This window comes from Streptomyces sp. DH24, from assembly GCF_029813775.1.
Classification (GTDB): Bacteria; Actinomycetota; Actinomycetes; order Streptomycetales; family Streptomycetaceae; genus Streptomyces.
Genome location: NZ_JARVKW010000072.1, coordinates 1 through 17,991 on the forward strand (window position 1 = coordinate 1; position 17,991 = coordinate 17,991).

Consider the following 17,991-nt stretch of genomic DNA (forward strand, 5'->3'; position numbering starts at 1 on the left):
GCCCGCCGGGGTGGGCGGGCCGCGCGCCGCGGTGGGTACGCCGGGTCAGGCGAGCTTCGCCGACAGGGTGATCGGCACGGCCTTCAGGGCCTGGCTGACCGGGCAGTTGACCTTGGCGTCCTCAGCCGCGGCGACGAACGCGTCGTTGTCCAGGCCCGGCACGGTGCCCTCCACGGTGAGGTGGATGCCCATGATGCCCTCACCCGGCTGGAAGGTGACGTCGGCCGAGGTGACGAGCTTGGTGGCCGGCGTGCCGGCCTGGGCGAGGGCGTGGGAGAACGCCATCGAGAAGCAGCTGGAGTGGGCGGCGGCGATCAGCTCCTCGGGGCTGGTCTTGCCGTTCGCCTCCTGGGTGCGGGCGGCCCACGTCACCGGCTGCTGGTCGATCGCGCCGGAGGAGTCGAAGGTGACGACGCCGTTGCCCTCGAGCAGGGTGCCTTCCCAGACGGTGTGTGCGGAGCGCGTGGTAGCCACGATGAGTCCTTTCGCGTGTGGGCCCGTTGCCGGATTCCGTACCCCATCCGATCACACTCGGGCCCGGCGCACCCGGAAGACCGGTGCACGCCGTGTGAACGCCGGGCGAGCGCCCCTCGCGCCGTCGCGGTCTCCCCTGCGCCTGCGGCCCTACGCCGCGTTCTCCTCCTGGGCGTGCGTCAGCGGCACCTGGGGTCCGTGGGACTCGCGCAGCCAGCGGCGCAGGACGCGGTGGACGTGTTCGGCGCCGGCCAGGTCCTCGCCGTCGGCGACCGGCGCGGACAGCGCGAGCGGCGACAGCAGGAAGGCCTTGGCCTGGGCGCCGCCGAGGCCGCCGTGCGAGCCGATCTGCTCCTCGAACGCGAGGACCTCCCCGTCGGACGGGTCGTGGAAGGAGTTGACCATGATGTCGGCGGTGTGCGGGAAGGAGTGCGTGCGGCGCACGGCGTCGGCGGCGCCCGGCCCGAATCCGGCCAGCGGGCCCGCCTTGTCGTCGAGTTCGGCCAGCGGGATCTCCGCGCCGAACGCGCCGAGCACCACCCCGCCGTGCGTCTCGCTGCGCACCAGCAGGAAGCCGATGCCGGGGTGGTTGGCGAGCGTCGGCAGCAGCGCCGGGTGGCGGGCGTCGATCTCCTCCTTGGTCATGCGGTGCGGCACGTCGGGGAAGGACACCAGGCCGAGGTTGCCGGACGCCAGCACGATCGGCTCGGAGCGGCGCGACGGGCGGTACTGCTCGCCGGCCTCCTCGACGGGGATGCGCAGCGCGGCGCGCACCGCCGCGCGGGCCTCGGCGCCGCTGCGGGTGCGCCGCGCGCGGCGCGGCACGGGCAGGCCGCAGCCCGCCCGGACCAGGTCGCCGAGGGTGAGGCCGTAGCGGGCGCGGAACGTCTCGCCGGGGCTCTGGCCGTGGTCCGACAGCAGGACGATCCGGTACGGGCGCGGCGCGTGCTCGGCGACCTTCTCGATCAGGACGAGCGAACGGTCCAGGCGGGCGAGGACCTGCTCGGCGTCCCGGCTCGCCGGCCCGGAGTGGTGCGCCACCTCGTCGTAGGCCACGAGGTCGGCGTAGACCGCGGTGCGTCCGGCGAGCATGTCGCCCATCACCGCGGCGACGACGACGTCCCGTTCGACGACGGTGGCGAAGGCGCGGATGAACGGGTAGAGGCCGCCGCGTGAGACGCGCGGGCGCTGCTTGCGGAGCCGGGCGCGGGTGGACTGGACGATCTCCCGGCCGACCTCGGCGACGAACGACAGGGCGGTGCGGACGGCGTTGGCCGGGTCGGAGAAGTACGCGAAGTAGCCCGCCCGGGACCGGGTCTCCTTGCGGCGCCGGGTCGCGATGGACAGCACCAGGGCCTGCTCGTCGGCGCCCCCGCCGAACAGGTTGCCGCGGCTGGCGCCGTCGGCGGTGAGCAGGCCGTCGTGGCCCGCGTGCCGGACGGCGCGGCGCTGGAGTTCGGCGGCGCTGGTGGGCCGGTTGCAGACCATCACCTCGCGGGTGTCCTTCTCGTACCAGCGGAAGGCGGGCACGTCGTGGTTGCTGCCGTGCAGGATGCCGAGCTGGCTGGCGCCGGTCTGGCTGGACCAGTCGGTGCGCCAGGGCGTGAGCCGGTGGCTGGGGCGGCGGCCGTCGCCGCCGGACAGCCAGCGGGCGACGGTGGGCATCAGGCCCTTGCCGACGGCGTCCAGCAGCACGTCGTGGCCGACGCCGTCGAGTTGCAGGAAGACCGTGCCGTGCCCGGTGGCGCTCGGCGGGGCCGTTCTCCGGCGGCGGCGGTCGGCGAGCCGGTAGAGCCGGCGCCGGTAGGCGTCGTCGTCGCGCACGGCGAGGGCGCCGCCGGTGGCGGAGGCGACGGCGGACATCACGGCCGCCACGACCACCGCGGTCTCCGGGGCGGCGGCGCCCCGCTCGCCCGGGTTCAGGCCGAGGGCGACCAGCAGCAGCGCGCCGTTGAGAAAGAACACCAGCAGCCCCAGGACCAGCGCCGGCACCAGGAGCAGCAGCCGGACCAGCAGGGGCCACACCAGCGCGGACAGCAGGCCGAAGGCGCCGGCGCCGAGCGCGGCCGTCACGGCGATGGTAGTGGCGCTGTCGCCGTCGGCCGACTGGAGCTGGAACTCCGGCAGGATCCCGGCCAGTACGAGCATGGTGACCGTGGAGACCGCCCACACCGCGACGCTCCGCCCGACCTGACTGGCGATCCGCCGCCACCGCCCCGCACCCACGCCACGCACACCTCACGTCCCCGGGCCCGTCCTCGGTGCGGGCCCCCGCCCACACTGTCACAACGCCGGGAAGGGCCGGTTCGTCCCCACGTGTGGTGCGCCACGGGCCGGCGGACGACGCCGGGCCGACGGTCGCGCTGGAATGCGGCGCGGGCATGCCGGGCCCCGCGGCGCCGGTGGTCGCCCTGCAGCCCGGCGCGGGCACGCCGGGCCCGCGGCGGCGGCGGTGGTGGCCTTGAAGCGCGGCGCGGGCATACGGGCCTCGCGGCGCCGGTGGTGGTCAGCGGCCGTCGTAGCCGGCCGTCGGCATCGACAGCCTGCGGTGCACGCACGCCTTCATCTCGGCGTCGTACGACGGCTCGGCGTGCTCCACGGTCGCCACCCGCACCCCCCGCCGCGCGCACTCGGCGGTGAACTCGTCGACGGAGGCGATCGCGCTCGCCAGGACACGGCGGCTGGGCGCGACGAACAGGTCGACGCCGGGCCGGACGCCCTCCCACAGCGCGCCGTGGTCCGGGCGCAGGCCGCGCACCAGAAGCTCCCGGGTGACGACGTAGCCGTGTTCGGCGGCCCAGCGGGCGCACATGGCGTACTGGCTGCGGGAGTCCACCAGGAAGGGGTCGGCGTCCAGTTCCTCCAGCGGAGTCAGGCTCGCGATGGCCGTCACGCGTACCCGCGCCGCGGCCGACCCGCCGGGGAAACCCCGCAGTTGTCCCATGGCGTCCCCCTCACCTCCGGTTTCGTCGCCGACCCTACTCCTGCCCGTAGGCTTCGGGGGAGTCGCGCGAAGGAGGCAAAGAGGTGCCGGTGGAGATCACCTGGTGGGGCCACGCCACCTGCACGGTCGCGGACTCGGACGTACGCGTCCTCACCGATCCTCTGTTCGCGCGCCGGCTCGCGCACCTGCGCCGCCGGCGCGGCGCCGTGCCCCCGCCCGAGGCCCGGCGCGCGGACGTGGCACTGGTGTCACACCTGCACGCCGACCATCTGCATGTGCCGTCGCTCGCGCGGCTCGCGCCGGGCACGCGCCTGCTCGTGCCCCGGGGCGCACCACGGGCGGTACCGGGGCTGCGCCGGCTCACTCACCTGCTGCTGACCGAGGTGGCGCCCGGCGACGTGACGCCGGTCGGTGATCTCGTCGTACGGGCCGTGCCCGCGCGGCACGACGGGCGGCGGCTGCCGGTCGGGCCGCACCGCTCCCCCGCGCTCGGGTACGTCGTCGAGGGCGAGGCCAGGACGTACTTCGCCGGGGACACCGGGCTGTTCGACTCGATGGCGAAGGAGGTCGGCCCGGTCGACGTGGCGCTGCTGCCGGTCGGTGGCTGGGGGCCCTGCCTCGGTGAGGGGCACCTGGACGCGGGGCGGGCGGCGGAGGCGCTGGTCCGGCTGGCGCCGCGCAGCGCGGTCCCGGTGCACTACGGCACGTACTGGCCGATCGGGCTGGACGGCGTGCGCCCCCACGAGTTCCACGCCCCGGGCGAGGAGTTCGTGCGGCTCTCGGCGCTGCGCGCGCCGGAGGTGGCGGTGCACCGGCTGGAACACGGGGAGAGCGTGCGCCCGGGGGCGACCCGGTGAGCCTGCCGGCCGCCGCCTCGGCGACCCTGCTGGCCGCCGCCCCGGCGACGGTGCCCCCGGAGACGACGCAGCAGGCGATCGGCTATCCGTCGCTGTTCCTGCTGGTGTTGATCGGAGCGCTGGTGCCGGTGGTGCCGACGGGCGCGCTGGTGAGTTCGGCGGCGGTGGTCGCCGTGCACCAGACGGCGCCGTTCTCGCTGGCGCTGGTGTTCGTGACGGCGTCCCTCGCGGCGTTCCTCGGGGACGTGGCGCTGTACTGGCTGGGGCGGCGCGGGATGAACTCGAAGAACGGTTCGCGGTGGCTGGAGACGATCCGGTCGCGGGCGCCCGAGGACCGGCTCGCGCAGGCGCAGGAGAAGCTCGCCGGGCACGGGGTGACGGTGCTGGTGCTGTCCCGGCTGATGCCGGCGGGCCGCATCCCGGTGATGCTGGCCTGCCTGCTGGCGCGGTGGCCGCTGCGGCGCTTCGCCCGGGGCAATCTGCCGGCCTGCCTGGCGTGGGCGGTGACGTACCAGCTGATCGGGATTCTCGGCGGTTCGCTGTTCCCGGAGCCGTGGGAGGGCGTGGTCGCGGCGGTCGCGCTGACCCTGCTGATCAGCGCGGCCCCGAGCGTGTGGCGGCGACTGCGCGGGACGCGGACGCGCTGAGGGCGGAGCGGTGGGCGGGCTCCGGTACGGGGTTCCGCTCCGGAGCCCGTCCGGTGGGCGCGGGGCGCCGGTGCGGGCCCCGGCCGGTGGCGGGGGCGGGGCCTGATCCAGCCGGGTGCGGCGGGCGCGGGGCGCCGGTGAACGGCTCCGCCTCCGCTGGGCGCGAGGCGCTGGCCCCGGCCGGGACCCGGCCGGGGCCGGTGGCGGGGGCCACCGGGCGGGGGCTCGTCCAGCCGGGTCCGGGGGCGAGAGGGCCCCGGTCGGGGCCCGGTTCAGGCGAGTCGGGTGCGTTCCAGGACGCGGGAGGCGCCCACCGGCAGGTCCCACAGGTGTTCTCTGGGCAGGCCCGTCTTCTCCCAGGCGGCACGCACACGCGTGAGCGGCTCCAGGACCGGCTCCGCGGACAGCACGAACGTCCCCCAGTGCATGGGCGCCATGCGGCGCGCCCCGAGGTCCTGGCAGGCGCGGACCGCCTCCTCCGGGTCGCAGTGCACGTCGCTGAGCCACCAGCGCGGGTCGTACGCGCCGATGGGCAGCAGCGCCAGGTCGATGCCCGGGTAGCGCTGCCCGATCCGGGAGAACCAGTGGCCGTAGCCGGTGTCCCCCGCGAAGTACACGCGCTGCCCCTCGGCGTCGGTCAGCACCCAGCCGCCCCACAGCGAGCGGCAGGTGTCGGTGAGGCTGCGCTTGGACCAGTGGTGCGCCGGGACGAAGTCGAAGCGCACGCCGTCAAGTTGGGCCGCCTCCCACCAGTCCAGCTCGGTGACGCACGTGAACCGGCGCCGCTCGAACCAGCGGCTCAGCCCGGCCGGCACGAACACCGGGGTGTCGCGCGGGAGCCGCCGCAGCGTCGGCGCGTCCAGGTGGTCGTAGTGGTTGTGGCTGATGACGACCGCGTCCACCCGCGGCAGGGCGCTCCAGGCGACGCCGACGGGCGTGATCCGGCCCGGCGTGCCGAGGATGCGGCGGGACCACACCGGGTCGGTCAGGACGGTGAGCCCGCCGATGCGCACCACCCAACTGGCGTGCCCCGCCCAGGTCACGGCGACGGTGCGGGCGTCGACGCGGGGCAGCGGGCCCGGTTCGTAGGGCAGCAGCGGGATGTCGGCGAGGCCTTCGCGGTCGGGGCGTACGGCGCCCTCGCGGGCGAAGCGGGCGACGGCCTTGAGGCCGGGCAGCGGAGCGGTCAGCCGGTCGTGGAAGGTCCGCGGCCACACCCGCCGTTCCCCCAGCGGCCGGGGCTCGGCGAGCGGCGAGGCCGGAGGCGTGAAGAGTGACGGGGCCGCCGGCGCGCCGGTGTCCCGGGCACCCGGACTCCTGGTGGTCGACTCGGACTGCTGCGTCATCGGGGAGACTCCCATCGCTGAGCGTCGTCGCGGAGATCGTCGAAGACCGCCTTCAGGTGGATCATCGCGCGTTGCAGGTGCGGCAGTTCCAACGGTTCAGCCGTTCTGAGGCATTCCTCGAGTTGGGTGTCGGTACCGCCGAGCAGCGGACCGGTCGACAGGCGCACGCGCAGCGCCCCGAGGTCGTCGCCGAACCGGTGCCCGCCCGGCGCGGGCATGCCGAGCCGCGCCGCGAGGAAGTCCTCCAGGTCCTGCGCGTCGCCGACGCCCCGCGCGGCCAGCGCGGCCCGCAGCGGGTCGAGGTCGGCGTACACGTGCCGGCCGGCCTGCGGAGGGCGGGCCACGGCGCCCGCGCCGACGACGGTGGAGTGCACGGCGGCGGCCACACGCGCGTGCAGGCGTACGGCGGCGGCGACGCGCGCGGTGACCGGCTCGGGCTCGTCCAGCACGTACGCGGCCGCCGCGGCGACCGGGGTCGCGACGCGGGCGCCGAGCGCGGTGAGCACGTCGAGCACGCGCGCGTGCAGGCCGTCCCCGCCGTCGCCCGCCGGGAACCGGGCGACGGCGGCCGGCCAGCCCGGCGGCAGCAGCGCGCCGGCCAGGTCGGTGACGACGGTGACGTGCTCGGGCAGCATCTCGGCGGGGCTGAGCAGCACGGTGTCGGGCGGCGCGTGCAGGGTGTCGCGCCAGGTCTCGTCGGAGACCAGGTGCAGGCCCTCGCCGGTGGCCGCTTCGAGCGTCTCGTGCAGCACCTCGGGGGGCGCAACGGTCGCGGTGGGGTCGTCGGCGACGGACAGCACCAGCAGCCGGGGGTCGCCCCCCTCGTCGCGGACCCGGCGGACGGTCTCCAGCAGCGCGTACGGGTCGGGTACGCCGCCGCACTCGGCCGGGGTCGCCACGTGGAAGGCGGGCCGGCCCAGCAGCCGGGCGTACGGCGCCCACCAGGCGGCGCACGGCCTCGGCACGAGCACGTCGCCGCCGATGGCCGCGGTCAGGGCGACCAGCAGGGCGGGCGAGCCGGGGGCGGCGGCCACCTGGCGGGGCTCGGCGGCCAGGCCGCGCCGGGCCCAGTAGCCGCAGGCGGCCTCCTGCAGGGCCGCCCCGCCGCCGACCGGCTCGGCCCCGGCGCGGGACGCGGCGGCGGCGAGCACCTCGGCGGCCTCGGGCAGCACGGGCAGCCCGTCGTCGGGCAGCGGCGGCCCGAAGCGGACGGGGCCATGGCCTTCGGGGGCCGTCCGCGACATCCGTACCTCCGTGGTGGGCGGCACCCGCGCGTGCCGGTGGGCGTGGCGTCCCGGCTCCGGTGGGGCGGTGCGAGTCGGGTGGACCGGGTGGTGGATCGAGTGGGTCGAGTGGATCGGGTTGGCCGGGCGGCCCGGCACTGGGGCGTACGGTGCGGTTCGTGCTGTCGGGGCCCGTGTACCCACCGGGCCGCCTTCCCATGGCGCCGCCGCGCGTCGCGCAGGTCACAACGGCGGGGATCGGGGCGCGGGCGGGGTGAGGGCCGGTCGGCGGTGGTCGTGTTGGTCGATGGCCGGGGCATGCGGGGCGGCGGTACCGCGACTGCCACGGTCCGCGGCTGCCACGGTCCGCGGCTGCGACGTCCACGGTCGGCGCCGAGGGCTTCCGGTCGGCGGTGCCGGGGCTTCCCCACCCGTGGTGCCTGTCCCCCGGTCGGCGACCGCGTGCCTTCCGGGCACGGCCGAGGCCTCTCGGTCGACGGCACTCTTCCTGGCCTGGTCGGGCGGCGGGGGGGCTTCCTGGGCGGCGGTGCCGAAGTGGTCCCGGTCGGCGGCACAGGCTTTCGGCACGACGGCCGGGGGCTTTCGGTCGGTGCCGGAATGCTCCTGGTCGACGGCCAGGGCTCCCGCGGGCGGCGGTGCCGAGGTGGTCCCGGGAGGCGGTGCCGCAGCTGCCCCGGTCGGCGGTACCCGCGCCGCTTGTCGACGACCACAAGGCGCTCCAGGGGCTCCCGAGGTGGCGGCCGGCCCCAGGGACGCCGGTCGGCGTCGGGCCGTGATCGCCCGGCGGCGTGCCTTCGGGGGCTGCGTGGCGGCCTGTCCCCCTCCGTGGCCGACCCCTTGCATCGTCCCCTCCATAGGCGGCCCGCACCGTCCCTCCGTGGGCGGCCCCGCATCGCCCCTCCCTGGCCGGCCCGTCTCACCCCTCCGTGGCCGGCCGCTTGCGGCGCAGCCGGTACACCGCGCCGCCCAGGGCCGCGGCGATGAACACGCCGCCGGCGGCCAGGGCCGGGACGGAGTCCGTGAAGGCGCCGCCCTCACCCGCCCGTACGCCCCGCTGGATCACGGCGCCGCCGCAGGGCTTCGTACGCGGTTCCCGGCAGGGATGGCTGCTGGGCGGCGCCGTGGAGGCGCCGCCGCCGTGCGTCACGGTGAACGTGGCGCTCCACGGCTGCCCCTTCGCGCCGGGCGCCGCCGGACAGGTGCCGTCGACGGTCCACGCGGAGTCCGGGCCGACCCCCGCCGGACCGGCGTCGAGTTCGGCGGCCGGTGCGATGCGGGCGGTGCCGCGGTAGGCGGGCCCGGCGATGTCGTCGTCGTCGGCGGGCACCCGGCGCAGTTCGGCGACGCCGTCCGCGAAGGCGTCCGAGGTGGCGTCGAGGGTCTCCGGCGCGGGACCCTCGCCGGGGTCGCAGGAGACGGAGACCGTGACGCTGCCGCCCGGGTGGACGGTCGCGGGGCTGACCTCCGCGGCCGGGTCCGCCCGAACGACCGTGGCGGGGCCGCCGACGACGACGCCGGCCAGGACGGCGACGGACAGGGCGCGGGCGGTGCGGCGCATGGGGCGGGCTCCTTCGAGCGGCGGCTGCGGGGCGCGGTGGTCGCACCCGTGCTGCCATCACAGCCCGCCGCACCGCGCGCCGCGCGCGGCCGGACACCATTAGCGGGACGGGCACGCCCGAGCGGGTGACGGCCGCCGACGTCGCCTACCGCCGGTCCGCGCGGGCCGCCGGGCGCGGGTGGCCAGTCGCCGGGAGCGAATGACGGCCACCACCATCGCCGACCCCGGTCCGCGCGGGCCGCCTGCATCCCCCGTCACCGGTCCGCGCCCGCCACCGGGAGCGGACGACCGCCGCCGGCAACGCCAGCCGCTGGACCGCCGGGAGCGGGTGGACGGCCGCCCGGAGCGGACGACCGCCGCCGGCAACGCCTCCCACCGGACCGCGCGGGCCGCCGGCGCCGCTGCTCGGTGTCCCGCACGGCCCTACTCGGCGTCCCGCAGCACCTGCTCCCGGACCCGGCCGCAGCACCGGCTGATCAGACGGGAGACGTGCATCTGCGAGATGCCGAGCTGTTCGGCGATCCGGCTCTGCGTCATGTCGTCGAAGAACCGCATGTACAGGATGGCCCGCTCACGCTCGGGCAGGGCGGCGAGGCGGGGCTTGACGGCCTCGCGGTCCACGACGGTGTCCAGCGCCGGGTCGGGCGCGCCGAGGGCGTCGCTCAGGCTGTAACCGTCCTCGCTGCCGGGCAGTTCGGCGTCCAGGGACAGCGCGGTGAAGCTCTCCAGCGCCTCCAGACCGACCTTGGCGTCCTCCTCGCTGATGTTCGCGTGCTCGGCGATCTCGGCGATGGTCGGCCGGCGGCCGGAGAGGTTCGCGGACAGGTCCTGGGAGGCGAACCGGACGCGGTTGCGCAGGTCCTGCACCCGGCGCGGCACGTGCAGGGTCCACATGTGGTCGCGGAAGTGCCGCTTGATCTCGCCGGTGATGGTCGGCACCGCGTAGCTCTCGAAGGCGTTGCCGAGCTCGGGGTCGTACCGGTCGACGGCCTTGACCAGGCCCAGGGCGGCGACCTGACGCAGGTCGTCCATGCTTTCGCCGCGGCTGCGGAACCGCCCGGCGAGGCGTTCGGCCATCGGCAGCCACGCCTCGACGATCCGGTCCCGGAGGGCGTCGCGCTCGGGCCCCGGGGGGAGCGCGACGAGCGTGCGGAAGTCGGCCGCCGTGTCGGGGGCGTCGTCGTGCGGGTGCTTCGCGCTGACTCGTGTCGGCATGATGCGTCGCAACTCCCTTGCAGGTGCTTTGGGTTGGACGGTCTCCGCGGGAGCGCCGACGTGCCGGACGGGCGCACCGGGGGGCGTGCCGCTCCCACGGGCGTGCCTCCTGTCCGAAGCACTGTGACCGTTCGCCTGCCCGCGCGCCCGCGCCGCAAACACCCCGAGGTTTTCCGGCAGCGCGCTCGGTGACTCGGGGACGCGTAGAGCCGCTGCCCGATTCCCCTCACGCCGGGAGGTCCCCGATGAGCACCAAGGTCTCCGACCATGTCCTGCAGCGACTGCGCGAGTGGGGCGTGGAGTACGTCTTCGGCTATCCCGGGGACGGCATCAACGGCCTGCTCGCCGCGTGGGGAAGGGCTGACGACCGGCCGCGGTTCGTGCAGTCCCGGCACGAGGAGATGTCCGCGTTCCAGGCGGTCGGGTACGCGAAGTTCAGCGGGCGGCTCGGGGTGTGCGCGGCGACCTCGGGGCCGGGCGCGATCCACCTCCTCAACGGCCTGTACGACGCGAAGCTCGACCACGTGCCGGTGCTGGCGATCGTCGGCCAGACGCACCGCACCGCGATGGGCGGCTCGTACCAGCAGGAGGTGGACCTGCACTCGCTGTACAAGGACGTCGCCTCCGACTTCGTGGAGACGGTGACGGTCCCGGAGCAGTTGCCGAACGTGCTGGACCGGGCGATCCGGACCGCGTACGCGCGCCGTTGCCCCACGGCGGTCATCATCCCCGGCGACGTGCAGGAGCTCGACTACTCGCCGCCCACGCACGAGTTCAAGATGGTGCCCTCCAGCCTGGACAACAGTGGTTGGACGTCGGTGCCGTCGGAGGAGTCGCTGCGGCGGGCGGCGGACGTCCTCAACTCCGGTGACAAGGTGGCGATCCTGGTCGGCCAGGGCGCGGCCGGGGCGCGGGCCGAGGTGGACACGATCGCCGGCCTGCTGGGCGCGGGCGTCGCCAAGGCGCTGCTCGGCAAGGACGCGCTGAGCGACGAACTGCCGTACGTCACCGGCTCGATCGGGCTTCTGGGCACGCGACCCTCGTACGAGCTGATGCGGGACTGCGACACGCTGCTGACGATCGGTTCGTCGTTCCCGTACTCGCAGTTCCTGCCGGACTTCGGCAAGGCGCGCGGGGTGCAGATCGACATCGACCCGCACATGGTGGGGATGCGTTATCCGTACGAGGTGAATCTCGTCGGGGACGCGAAGGAGACCCTGCGGCGGCTGATCCCGCTGATCGAGTCCGGGCGGGGGCGCGAGTGGTTCGACACGGTGTGCGCGAACGTGACGCGCTGGCGGGACGTGATGGCGCGGCGCGCGGAGGTGTCGGCGGACCCGATCAACCCGGAGTACGTGGCACGCGCCCTGGATCCGCTGCTGCCGGCCGACGCGATCGTCACGTCGGACTCGGGCTCGGTGGCGAACTGGTACGCGCGGCACCTGACCATGCGGGACGGCATGCGCGGTTCGCTGTCGGGCACGCTCGCCACCATGGGCTGCGCGGTGCCGTACGCGATCGGCGCGAAGTTCGCGCATCCGGACCGGCCGGCGATCGCGCTGGCCGGGGACGGCGCGATGCAGATGAACGGGCTCGCGGAGATGATCACGGCGGCGAAGTACCGGGTCCTGTGGGAGGACCCGCGGCTGGTGGTGGCCGTGTGGAACAACCGCGACCTCAACCAGGTGACCTGGGAGCTGCGGGCCATGGGCGGCGCCCCGTCGTTCGTGCCGTCGCAGGAGCTGCCGGACGTGCAGTACGCGGCGTTCGCCCGCTCGCTCGGGCTGACGGGGATCCGGGTGGAGAAGCCGGAGGACGTGGCGGGGGCCTGGCGGGCCGGTCTGGAGGCGGACGGTCCGGCCGTGATCGAGTTCCTGACCGATCCGGCGGTGCCGCCGATCCCGCCGCACGCCACCTGGGAGCAGATGGAGGCGACGGCCGCCTCGATCCTGAAGGGCGACGCGGACCGGGGCGCGGTGCTCAAGCAGGGCTTCAAGGCGAAGGTGCAGGAGTTCCTGCCGCACCGGGAGAAGTGAGTGGGCCCGAGGTGAGGGGCCGTGCGTCGGCCGGTTCGGGCTTGACGAGGTCCTGATCACCCGGCAGCAGGAGTTCCTCGTACCGGCCGAGTGCCAGAACCACGCCGAGCATCAGGACCGGAATGAACACAGCGAGGATCGCCATGGTCCGTCCTTCCCCAGGATTCGAGCGTGGGGGGCCATGGCCGGATCTCCCGCACCGAGTACGGCAAACCCCCGGCGGTGCGCGGTACGTCCGGGGTGGGCGGCTCCGCATCGCGGGCGGGGTGACACGTATCGGTCCGCTCCGGTCCGCTCCGGTCCGTTCTGGTCCGCTCTGGTCGGGGCCGGGTCAGGAGCCGGTCTTCCGGTCGGGGCCGGTCGAGCCCGGTCGCGTTCGGTCGGTTTCGTCCGGGTACGGGCCGGGCGGTGTCGGCTCCCGGGGTTCGGGTACGCGGGGAGCGCCCCCGAAGGTCTGGAGGGAGACATGCAGCGAGGCAGCGACCGGATGAGCCGCCACCGCGACGAGGAGATGAAGCACGAACTGCAGGGCCTGCTCAGGTCCGGGCACCCCACGCGCACCGAGGAATGGCACGACCCCGAGCCGTCCGCCGAGGACGACCCCGAGGTCGCGTCCGGTCCCGTGACGCCGAGCCGGGCACCGAGCTCCCTGGAGTCGGTCCGGCTGGAACTGGCCCGGCTCCTGAGCCGCGGGGCGTTCCCCGCGAACCCGCCCGCACTGAGCCGCGCCCTGCGCCGCGGCCACGCCCCCGACGCGCTGGTCGAGCGGGTGGAACGGCTGCCGCGCGACGAGCGCTACGGCACCGTCCAGCAGCTCGCCGAGGCCCTCACGGGCAGCGGCCGGCGGGGCCGGTCATAAGGACAGGCCGAGACGGGTGTGCCGGCCCGGCGCGGCACACCCGCCGGCCGTGGACGCAGGAGGGGTCCCAGTGATGGCTGAGTTCGTGAGGGACGTGATGACGCCGGGCGTGGTCGCCGTCCGCCCGGACGCGTCCGTCGTGGAGGCGGCGCAGCTGATGCGCACGCAGAACATCGGTGACGTGGTGGTGGCCGACGGCCAGGAGGTAGTCGGCATGCTCACCGACCGTGACATCACCGTACGGGCCGTCGCGGACGGCACCGACCCGCAGACGGTGAGCGCCGGCGCCGTGTGCACGCCCGACCCACTGGTCGTCGCACCCGACGACCCGGTGTCGGCGGCGGTCGCGCTGATGCGGGAGCACGCGGTACGGCGGCTGCCGGTGGTGGAGGACGGGATGCCGGTCGGCATGGTCAGCCTCGGCGACCTCGCCGAGGCCGAGGACCCCGGCTCGGCCCTGGCCGCCATCAGCCGCGCCGAGCCGGACACCCGGGGCGGCGCGTGAGCCGCGGCGCGGACAGCGCGCGAGGAACGGCGCGCGGAACGACACGGTGGCCGCCGAGGGCCACCCGCATGCCACGAAAGGAAGTCGAAGCATCATGCGTATCGCGTTTCTGACCGCACCCGAGGGCGTCGAGCAGGTCGAGCTCACCGATCCGTGGCAGGCGGCCGTGGACGCGGGCCACGAGCCCGTGCTCGTGTCGACGCGGTCCGGTGAGATCCAGGCGTTCCACCACCTCGACAAGGCGGACACCTTCCCCGTGAACGAGGTCGTGGGCGAGACGTCCGCCGACTCCTTCGGCGGGCTCGTCCTGCCGGGCGGCGTCGCCAACCCGGACTTCCTGCGCATGGACGACAAGGCCGTGGCCTTCGTGCGGGACTTCTTCGAGCAGGGCCGGCCGGTCGCCGCGATCTGCCACGCCCCGTGGACGCTCGTCGAGGCGGACGTCGTACGCGGCCGGGTGCTGACCTCCTGGCCGAGCCTGCGCACCGACATCCGCAACGCGGGCGGCACCTGGGTCGACGAGCAGGTGAAGGTGTGCGACCACGGGCCGAACAAGCTGGTCACCAGCCGCAAGCCGGACGACCTGAAGGCGTTCTGCGAGACATTCCTGGAGGTGTTCGGGTAGTGCGCACGAGGTCGGGCGGGTCAGCGCGTACGAATCGTCGCGTCTGACATCACGTACGAGTCATCGCGTACAAGACGTCGCGTACGAGTCATGGGGCTCCGAGGGTTCTCGGGGCCCCGGTACTCGTTCTGGGGCGCGGTACCCGTACCTGGGGAGCGGTTGTGGGCTCGGGCGTGCTGCGGGTCGGCGGGCCTGACCTGCGGCCCGGTCAGGTGCCGGGGGTGCCCGGTGTGGCGGTCTCGCCGCTGGTGCGTTCCCTGGCGCCCTCACGGGTGCGGCCCGCCGCCACGGGACGGCTCGGGTTGCGGCGCAGGTACTCGCCCTCCAGTTGCGCCATGCGCTCGTTGTGGGCCCGCAGCGCGTCGTTCGAGCCGTACAGCAGCGTGTCGTGACGCGTGCGGTGAATGGTCTCCAGCTCCTTCATCAGCTGCTGTTCGTCCAGCCGGCTCGGGTCGACTCCGGTCTTGGTGGTGTCCCGCTCGTCGTGTTCGTTCATGCGGTCCGGGTACCCGCCCCGTGAGCAACTGAGCACTACCCCCGAGCGGCATCCGGGAGGGAGCCATGGATCTCGCTTTTCTGCACCCGCTGTACGAACACCCGGGGCCCTGGGCGTCGGTGTACGTCGACACTTCCCGGCACACGGAGGACACCCCTCACGAGCGGGAACTGACCGCCCGGGCGATGGCCCGGGACCTCGCGGAACAGGGCGCCGACGAGGCCACCTGCCGGGCCGTGCAGAGCGCGATCGAGGATCTGCGGCACTCCTCCGAACCGCACGGGCGGGCCCTGTTCGCCCGCGCGGGCGAGGTGGTCCTCGACCCGCCGCTGGCCCGGGCCCCGCAGCGCGACTGGGCCCAGTGGGCATCCCTGCCGCGGGCCACACCGCTGCTGGAACTCGCCGGTGAGGACCCCGTCTGCGTCGTGGCGTACGTCGACCGCAAGGGCGCCGACTTCGAGCTGCGCAGCGGGCTTGGCAGCGCGGACGCGGGCGGTGTCACCGGACGCCAGTGGCCCGTGCACCGCACCAGCAGCGTCGACTGGTCCGAGCGGCACTTCCAGCTCCGGGTGGAGAACACCTGGGAGCCCAACGCCGCCGAGATCGCCGACGCTCTCGCCGTGTGCCAGGAGGACACCCGCGCCGACCTGCTGATTCTCGTCGGCGACGACCGGGAGCGGCGGTCCGTGCACGAGCGGCTGCCGCAGCGGCTGCACGACCTGGTCGTCGAGGCGCCGCACGGCACCGGCAGCAGGCTGCTCGACGACGACGTGGAGAAGGCCCGCGCCGAGCACGTGCGGCTGCGCGCCGCCGCGGAGCTGGACCGGTTCCTCGCCGCGCGCACACCGGACGCCGAGGGGCATGCCGGGGCCGTCGAGGGCGTGCCCGCGCTGGTCGAGGCCGCCCGTGAGCACCGGATCGACGAGCTGCTCATCCGGCCCGACGGGCCCGACGCGCACCGCGAGGTGTGGATCGGCGAGGACCCGGATCAGCTGGCGGTGCGGCGGACCGACCTGAAGGCGCTCGGCGAACAGCACTCCTGGCCGGCCCGGGCCGACGACGCGCTGATCCGCTCGGCCGTCGCCTCGGATGCCGCCGCGCTGTCCGTCACGGCCGCGCCCGCCACGGAGCAGGAGGCGCCGGTGGGTGGCCTGGGGGCTCTGCTGCGGTGGGCCTGACGTCCACGGAGTGGGGCGGGCCCGGGGCCGGGGCCGGGGGCCCGCCCGGAGCGGGAGTTGGGGCCGGGCCGAGGGCCGGGGCAGATTCGGGCGCGCTTGTGGTCCGGGGCGGCTCGGCCTTCAGCGGGCTCGTTCCACGCGGCGTTCGTCCCACACCGGGTCCGGGGTCTCCCGGACCCGGCCGTCGCTTCCGAAGACCAGGTAGCGGTCGAAGGAGCGGGCGAACCAGCGGTCGTGCGTGACCGCGAGGACCGTCCCCTCGAACGCCTCCAGGCCCTCCTGCAGCGCCTCGGCCGATTCCAGGTCCAGGTTGTCCGTCGGCTCGTCCAGCAGCAGCGCCGTCGCGCCCTCCAGTTCCAGCAGCAGAATCTGGAACCGGGCCTGCTGCCCGCCCGACAGCCGTTCGAACGTCTGCTCCGCCTGGCCCGTCAGCTCGTAGCGACGCAGCCGGGACATGGCGGCGCCCCGGTCCTGGGAGTGCTCGCCCCAGAGGATGTCCAGGAGGGTGCGGCCCTGCAGCTCGGGGTGGGCGTGCGTCTGCGCGAAGTGGCCGGGGACCACGCGCGCGCCGAGTTTCCAGCGGCCCGCGTGCGCCACGTCGTCGCCGGCGAGCAGGCGCAGGAAGTGCGACTTGCCGGAGCCGTTCGACCCGAGGACGGCGACGCGCTCGCCGTAGTACACCTCCAGGTCGAACGGTTTCATCAAACCCGTGAGCTCCAGGCCCTCGCAGGTGACGGCGCGTACGCCGGTGCGGCCGCCCTTGAGCCGCATCCGGATGTCCTGCTCGCGCGGCGGCTCCGGCGGCGGGCCCGCCTCCTCGAACTTGCGCAGCCTCGTCTGCGCCGCCTGGTAACGGGACGCCATCTCGTGGCTGACCGAGGCGGCCTGACGGAGGTTCAGGACCAGCTTTTTCAGCTGGGCGTGCTTCTCGTCCCAGCGGCGGCGCAGCTCCTCGAAGCGGGCGAAGCGTTCGCGGCGGGCGTCGTGGTACGTGGCGAAGCCGGCACCGTGGACCCAGGCGTCGGCGCCGGTGGGGCTGGGTTCGAGGGAGACGATGCGTTGTGCCGCGCGGGCCAGCAGTTCGCGGTCGTGGGAGACGAAGAGGACGGTCTTGCGGGTCTCCGCCAGACGCTCCTCCAGCCAGCGTTTGCCGGGGACGTCGAGGTAGTTGTCCGGCTCGTCGAGGAGGAGGACCTCGTCGGTGCCGCGCAGCAGGGCCTCCAGGACGAGGCGCTTCTGCTCGCCGCCGGAGAGGGTGCGGACCTGGCGCCACTGCGCCTTGTCGTACGGGATGCCGAGGGCGGCGGTCGTGCACATGTCCCAGACGGTCTCGGCCTCGTAGCCCTGGGCCTCGGCCCAGTCGGCGAGGGCCTGCGCGTAGCGCATCTGGGCGGCCTCGTCGTCGACGGTCATGATGCCGTGCTCGGCGGCGTCGACGGCGCGGGCCGCTTCGCGGATGCGGGGCGGGGAGACGGAGACGAGGAGGTCGCGGACGGTGGTCTCGTCTCGTACCGAGCCGACGAACTGGCGCATGACGCCGAGGCCGCCGCTGACGGTGACGGAGCCGCCGTGCGGTTTCAGCTCGCCGGCGAGGAGGCGGAGCAGGGTGGTCTTGCCGGCGCCGTTGGGTCCGACGAGAGCCACGACGGCTCCTTCCCCCACCCGGAAGGAAACGTCGCCGAGCAGCGCCCTCCCGTCGGGGAGGTAGTACTCCAGGTGCGCGGCTTCGAGATGACCCATGGGGGCGATTGTGTGGGTCGCGGGGGGCGGGGGCAATCGCTTTTCGCCGGGGGGTGGGGGGGGGGGACCTGCGGGTGCGGGTGCGGTGCGGGTGCCTGCGGCGGGCCGTGCGAGTGGGATGCCTGCGGGTCGGTGGCTGGGGGTGCCTGCGGCGGCCTGTGCGGGTGCGGTGGGTGTCGTGCGTTGCGCTGTCGCGTCGGGGGTGGGTCGGGGCCGCGCCGGGGGGTGTCCGTCCTCGGAACGGCGCGGAATCGGTCGGCCACAGAT

General features: G+C 74.9%; 16 protein-coding genes. 7 read left to right on the forward strand and 9 right to left on the reverse strand.

The window, feature by feature from the left end; all coding sequences use genetic code 11:
• Positions 1-45: 45 nt before the first annotated feature.
• The 3 genes from QC282_RS31350 to QC282_RS31360 all read right to left on the reverse strand — a co-directional run bounded on the left by QC282_RS31350 (position 46) and on the right by QC282_RS31360 (position 3,418).
• Entirely contained in the window at positions 46-474 is a 429-nt protein-coding gene (locus tag QC282_RS31350; RefSeq protein ID WP_279552983.1) for an OsmC family protein, read from the reverse strand.
• A gap of 150 nt (positions 475-624) precedes the next feature.
• A complete protein-coding gene (locus QC282_RS31355; RefSeq protein ID WP_279552984.1) occupies positions 625-2,709 on the reverse strand; it encodes a phage holin family protein in 2,085 nt (694 codons plus the stop codon).
• 271 nt (positions 2,710-2,980) lie between these two features.
• Complete coding sequence (locus QC282_RS31360) at positions 2,981-3,418, reverse strand: hypothetical protein (RefSeq protein ID WP_279552985.1); 438 nt, start codon at positions 3,416-3,418, stop codon at positions 2,981-2,983.
• An 83-nt stretch (positions 3,419-3,501) separates the two neighbouring features.
• On the opposite strand from QC282_RS31360, the gene QC282_RS31365 reads away from it, so the two are divergent.
• Positions 3,502-4,275, forward strand: a complete 774-nt coding sequence (locus QC282_RS31365) for an MBL fold metallo-hydrolase (RefSeq protein ID WP_279552986.1) — start codon at positions 3,502-3,504, stop codon at positions 4,273-4,275.
• Positions 4,272-4,922, forward strand: coding sequence for a DedA family protein (locus QC282_RS31370; protein ID WP_279552987.1), 651 nt, complete (start codon positions 4,272-4,274; stop codon positions 4,920-4,922). Before QC282_RS31365 ends, QC282_RS31370 begins: the two co-directional genes overlap by 4 nt.
• 272 nt (positions 4,923-5,194) lie before the next feature.
• On the opposite strand, the gene QC282_RS31375 is transcribed toward QC282_RS31370, so the two are convergent.
• The 4 genes from QC282_RS31375 to QC282_RS31390 all read right to left on the reverse strand — a co-directional run bounded on the left by QC282_RS31375 (position 5,195) and on the right by QC282_RS31390 (position 10,285).
• Positions 5,195-6,268, reverse strand: coding sequence for an MBL fold metallo-hydrolase (locus QC282_RS31375; protein ID WP_279552988.1), 1,074 nt, complete (start codon positions 6,266-6,268; stop codon positions 5,195-5,197).
• Positions 6,265-7,512 carry an aminotransferase class I/II-fold pyridoxal phosphate-dependent enzyme gene (locus tag QC282_RS31380; protein WP_279552989.1) on the reverse strand — a complete coding sequence of 416 codons (1,248 nt, stop codon included), beginning with the start codon at positions 7,510-7,512 and terminating at the stop codon, positions 6,265-6,267. Before QC282_RS31380 ends, QC282_RS31375 begins: the two co-directional genes overlap by 4 nt.
• A gap of 916 nt (positions 7,513-8,428) precedes the next feature.
• Positions 8,429-9,070: a hypothetical protein gene (locus QC282_RS31385; protein WP_279552990.1), complete on the reverse strand. Its 642-nt coding sequence runs from the start codon at positions 9,068-9,070 to the stop codon at positions 8,429-8,431.
• Positions 9,071-9,493: 423 nt separating this feature from the next.
• Positions 9,494-10,285 (reverse strand): RNA polymerase sigma factor SigF, encoded by a 792-nt coding sequence (locus QC282_RS31390; protein WP_279552991.1) that lies wholly within the window; start codon positions 10,283-10,285, stop codon positions 9,494-9,496.
• Positions 10,286-10,530: 245 nt separating this feature from the next.
• On the opposite strand from QC282_RS31390, the gene QC282_RS31395 reads away from it, so the two are divergent.
• The 4 genes from QC282_RS31395 to QC282_RS31410 all read left to right on the forward strand — a co-directional run bounded on the left by QC282_RS31395 (position 10,531) and on the right by QC282_RS31410 (position 14,310).
• The gene (locus QC282_RS31395; protein ID WP_279552992.1) at positions 10,531-12,321 is read left to right on the forward strand and encodes a thiamine pyrophosphate-requiring protein; all 1,791 of its coding nucleotides are present in this window, start codon (positions 10,531-10,533) and stop codon (positions 12,319-12,321) included.
• Between the two features lie 466 nt (positions 12,322-12,787).
• Complete coding sequence (locus QC282_RS31400) at positions 12,788-13,180, forward strand: DUF2795 domain-containing protein (RefSeq protein WP_279552993.1); 393 nt, start codon at positions 12,788-12,790, stop codon at positions 13,178-13,180.
• Positions 13,181-13,253: 73 nt separating this feature from the next.
• Positions 13,254-13,685, forward strand: coding sequence for a CBS domain-containing protein (locus QC282_RS31405; protein WP_279552994.1), 432 nt, complete (start codon positions 13,254-13,256; stop codon positions 13,683-13,685).
• 94 nt (positions 13,686-13,779) lie between these two features.
• Positions 13,780-14,310, forward strand: a complete 531-nt coding sequence (locus QC282_RS31410; RefSeq protein WP_279552995.1) for a type 1 glutamine amidotransferase — start codon at positions 13,780-13,782, stop codon at positions 14,308-14,310.
• Between the two features lie 208 nt (positions 14,311-14,518).
• On the opposite strand, the gene QC282_RS31415 is transcribed toward QC282_RS31410, so the two are convergent.
• Positions 14,519-14,806 (reverse strand): DUF6158 family protein, encoded by a 288-nt coding sequence (locus tag QC282_RS31415; protein ID WP_279552996.1) that lies wholly within the window; start codon positions 14,804-14,806, stop codon positions 14,519-14,521.
• A 65-nt stretch (positions 14,807-14,871) separates the two neighbouring features.
• Here QC282_RS31415 and QC282_RS31420 point away from each other — a divergent pair, with 65 nt between their 5' ends.
• Complete coding sequence (locus QC282_RS31420) at positions 14,872-15,984, forward strand: Vms1/Ankzf1 family peptidyl-tRNA hydrolase (RefSeq protein ID WP_279552997.1); 1,113 nt, start codon at positions 14,872-14,874, stop codon at positions 15,982-15,984.
• 120 nt (positions 15,985-16,104) lie between these two features.
• On the opposite strand, the gene QC282_RS31425 is transcribed toward QC282_RS31420, so the two are convergent.
• Positions 16,105-17,724, reverse strand: coding sequence for an ABC-F family ATP-binding cassette domain-containing protein (locus tag QC282_RS31425; protein WP_279552998.1), 1,620 nt, complete (start codon positions 17,722-17,724; stop codon positions 16,105-16,107).
• Positions 17,725-17,991: the final 267 nt, after the last annotated feature.

Excerpts from the sequence above, each read along its gene's own strand:
- QC282_RS31360 (WP_279552985.1), bottom strand. The coding sequence starts at position 3,418 with ATGGGACAACTGCGGGGTTTCCCCGGCGGGTCGGCCGCGGCGCGGGTA.
- QC282_RS31375 (WP_279552988.1), bottom strand. The coding sequence starts at position 6,268 with ATGACGCAGCAGTCCGAGTCGACCACCAGGAGTCCGGGTGCCCGGGAC.
- QC282_RS31380 (WP_279552989.1), bottom strand. The coding sequence starts at position 7,512 with ATGTCGCGGACGGCCCCCGAAGGCCATGGCCCCGTCCGCTTCGGGCCG.
- QC282_RS31385 (WP_279552990.1), bottom strand. The coding sequence starts at position 9,070 with ATGCGCCGCACCGCCCGCGCCCTGTCCGTCGCCGTCCTGGCCGGCGTC.
- QC282_RS31390 (WP_279552991.1), bottom strand. The coding sequence starts at position 10,285 with ATGCCGACACGAGTCAGCGCGAAGCACCCGCACGACGACGCCCCCGAC.
- QC282_RS31395 (WP_279552992.1), top strand. The coding sequence starts at position 10,531 with ATGAGCACCAAGGTCTCCGACCATGTCCTGCAGCGACTGCGCGAGTGG.
- QC282_RS31400 (WP_279552993.1), top strand. The coding sequence starts at position 12,788 with ATGCAGCGAGGCAGCGACCGGATGAGCCGCCACCGCGACGAGGAGATG.
- QC282_RS31405 (WP_279552994.1), top strand. The coding sequence starts at position 13,254 with ATGGCTGAGTTCGTGAGGGACGTGATGACGCCGGGCGTGGTCGCCGTC.
- QC282_RS31410 (WP_279552995.1), top strand. The coding sequence starts at position 13,780 with ATGCGTATCGCGTTTCTGACCGCACCCGAGGGCGTCGAGCAGGTCGAG.
- QC282_RS31415 (WP_279552996.1), bottom strand. The coding sequence starts at position 14,806 with ATGAACGAACACGACGAGCGGGACACCACCAAGACCGGAGTCGACCCG.
- QC282_RS31420 (WP_279552997.1), top strand. The coding sequence starts at position 14,872 with ATGGATCTCGCTTTTCTGCACCCGCTGTACGAACACCCGGGGCCCTGG.
- QC282_RS31425 (WP_279552998.1), bottom strand. The coding sequence starts at position 17,724 with ATGGGTCATCTCGAAGCCGCGCACCTGGAGTACTACCTCCCCGACGGG.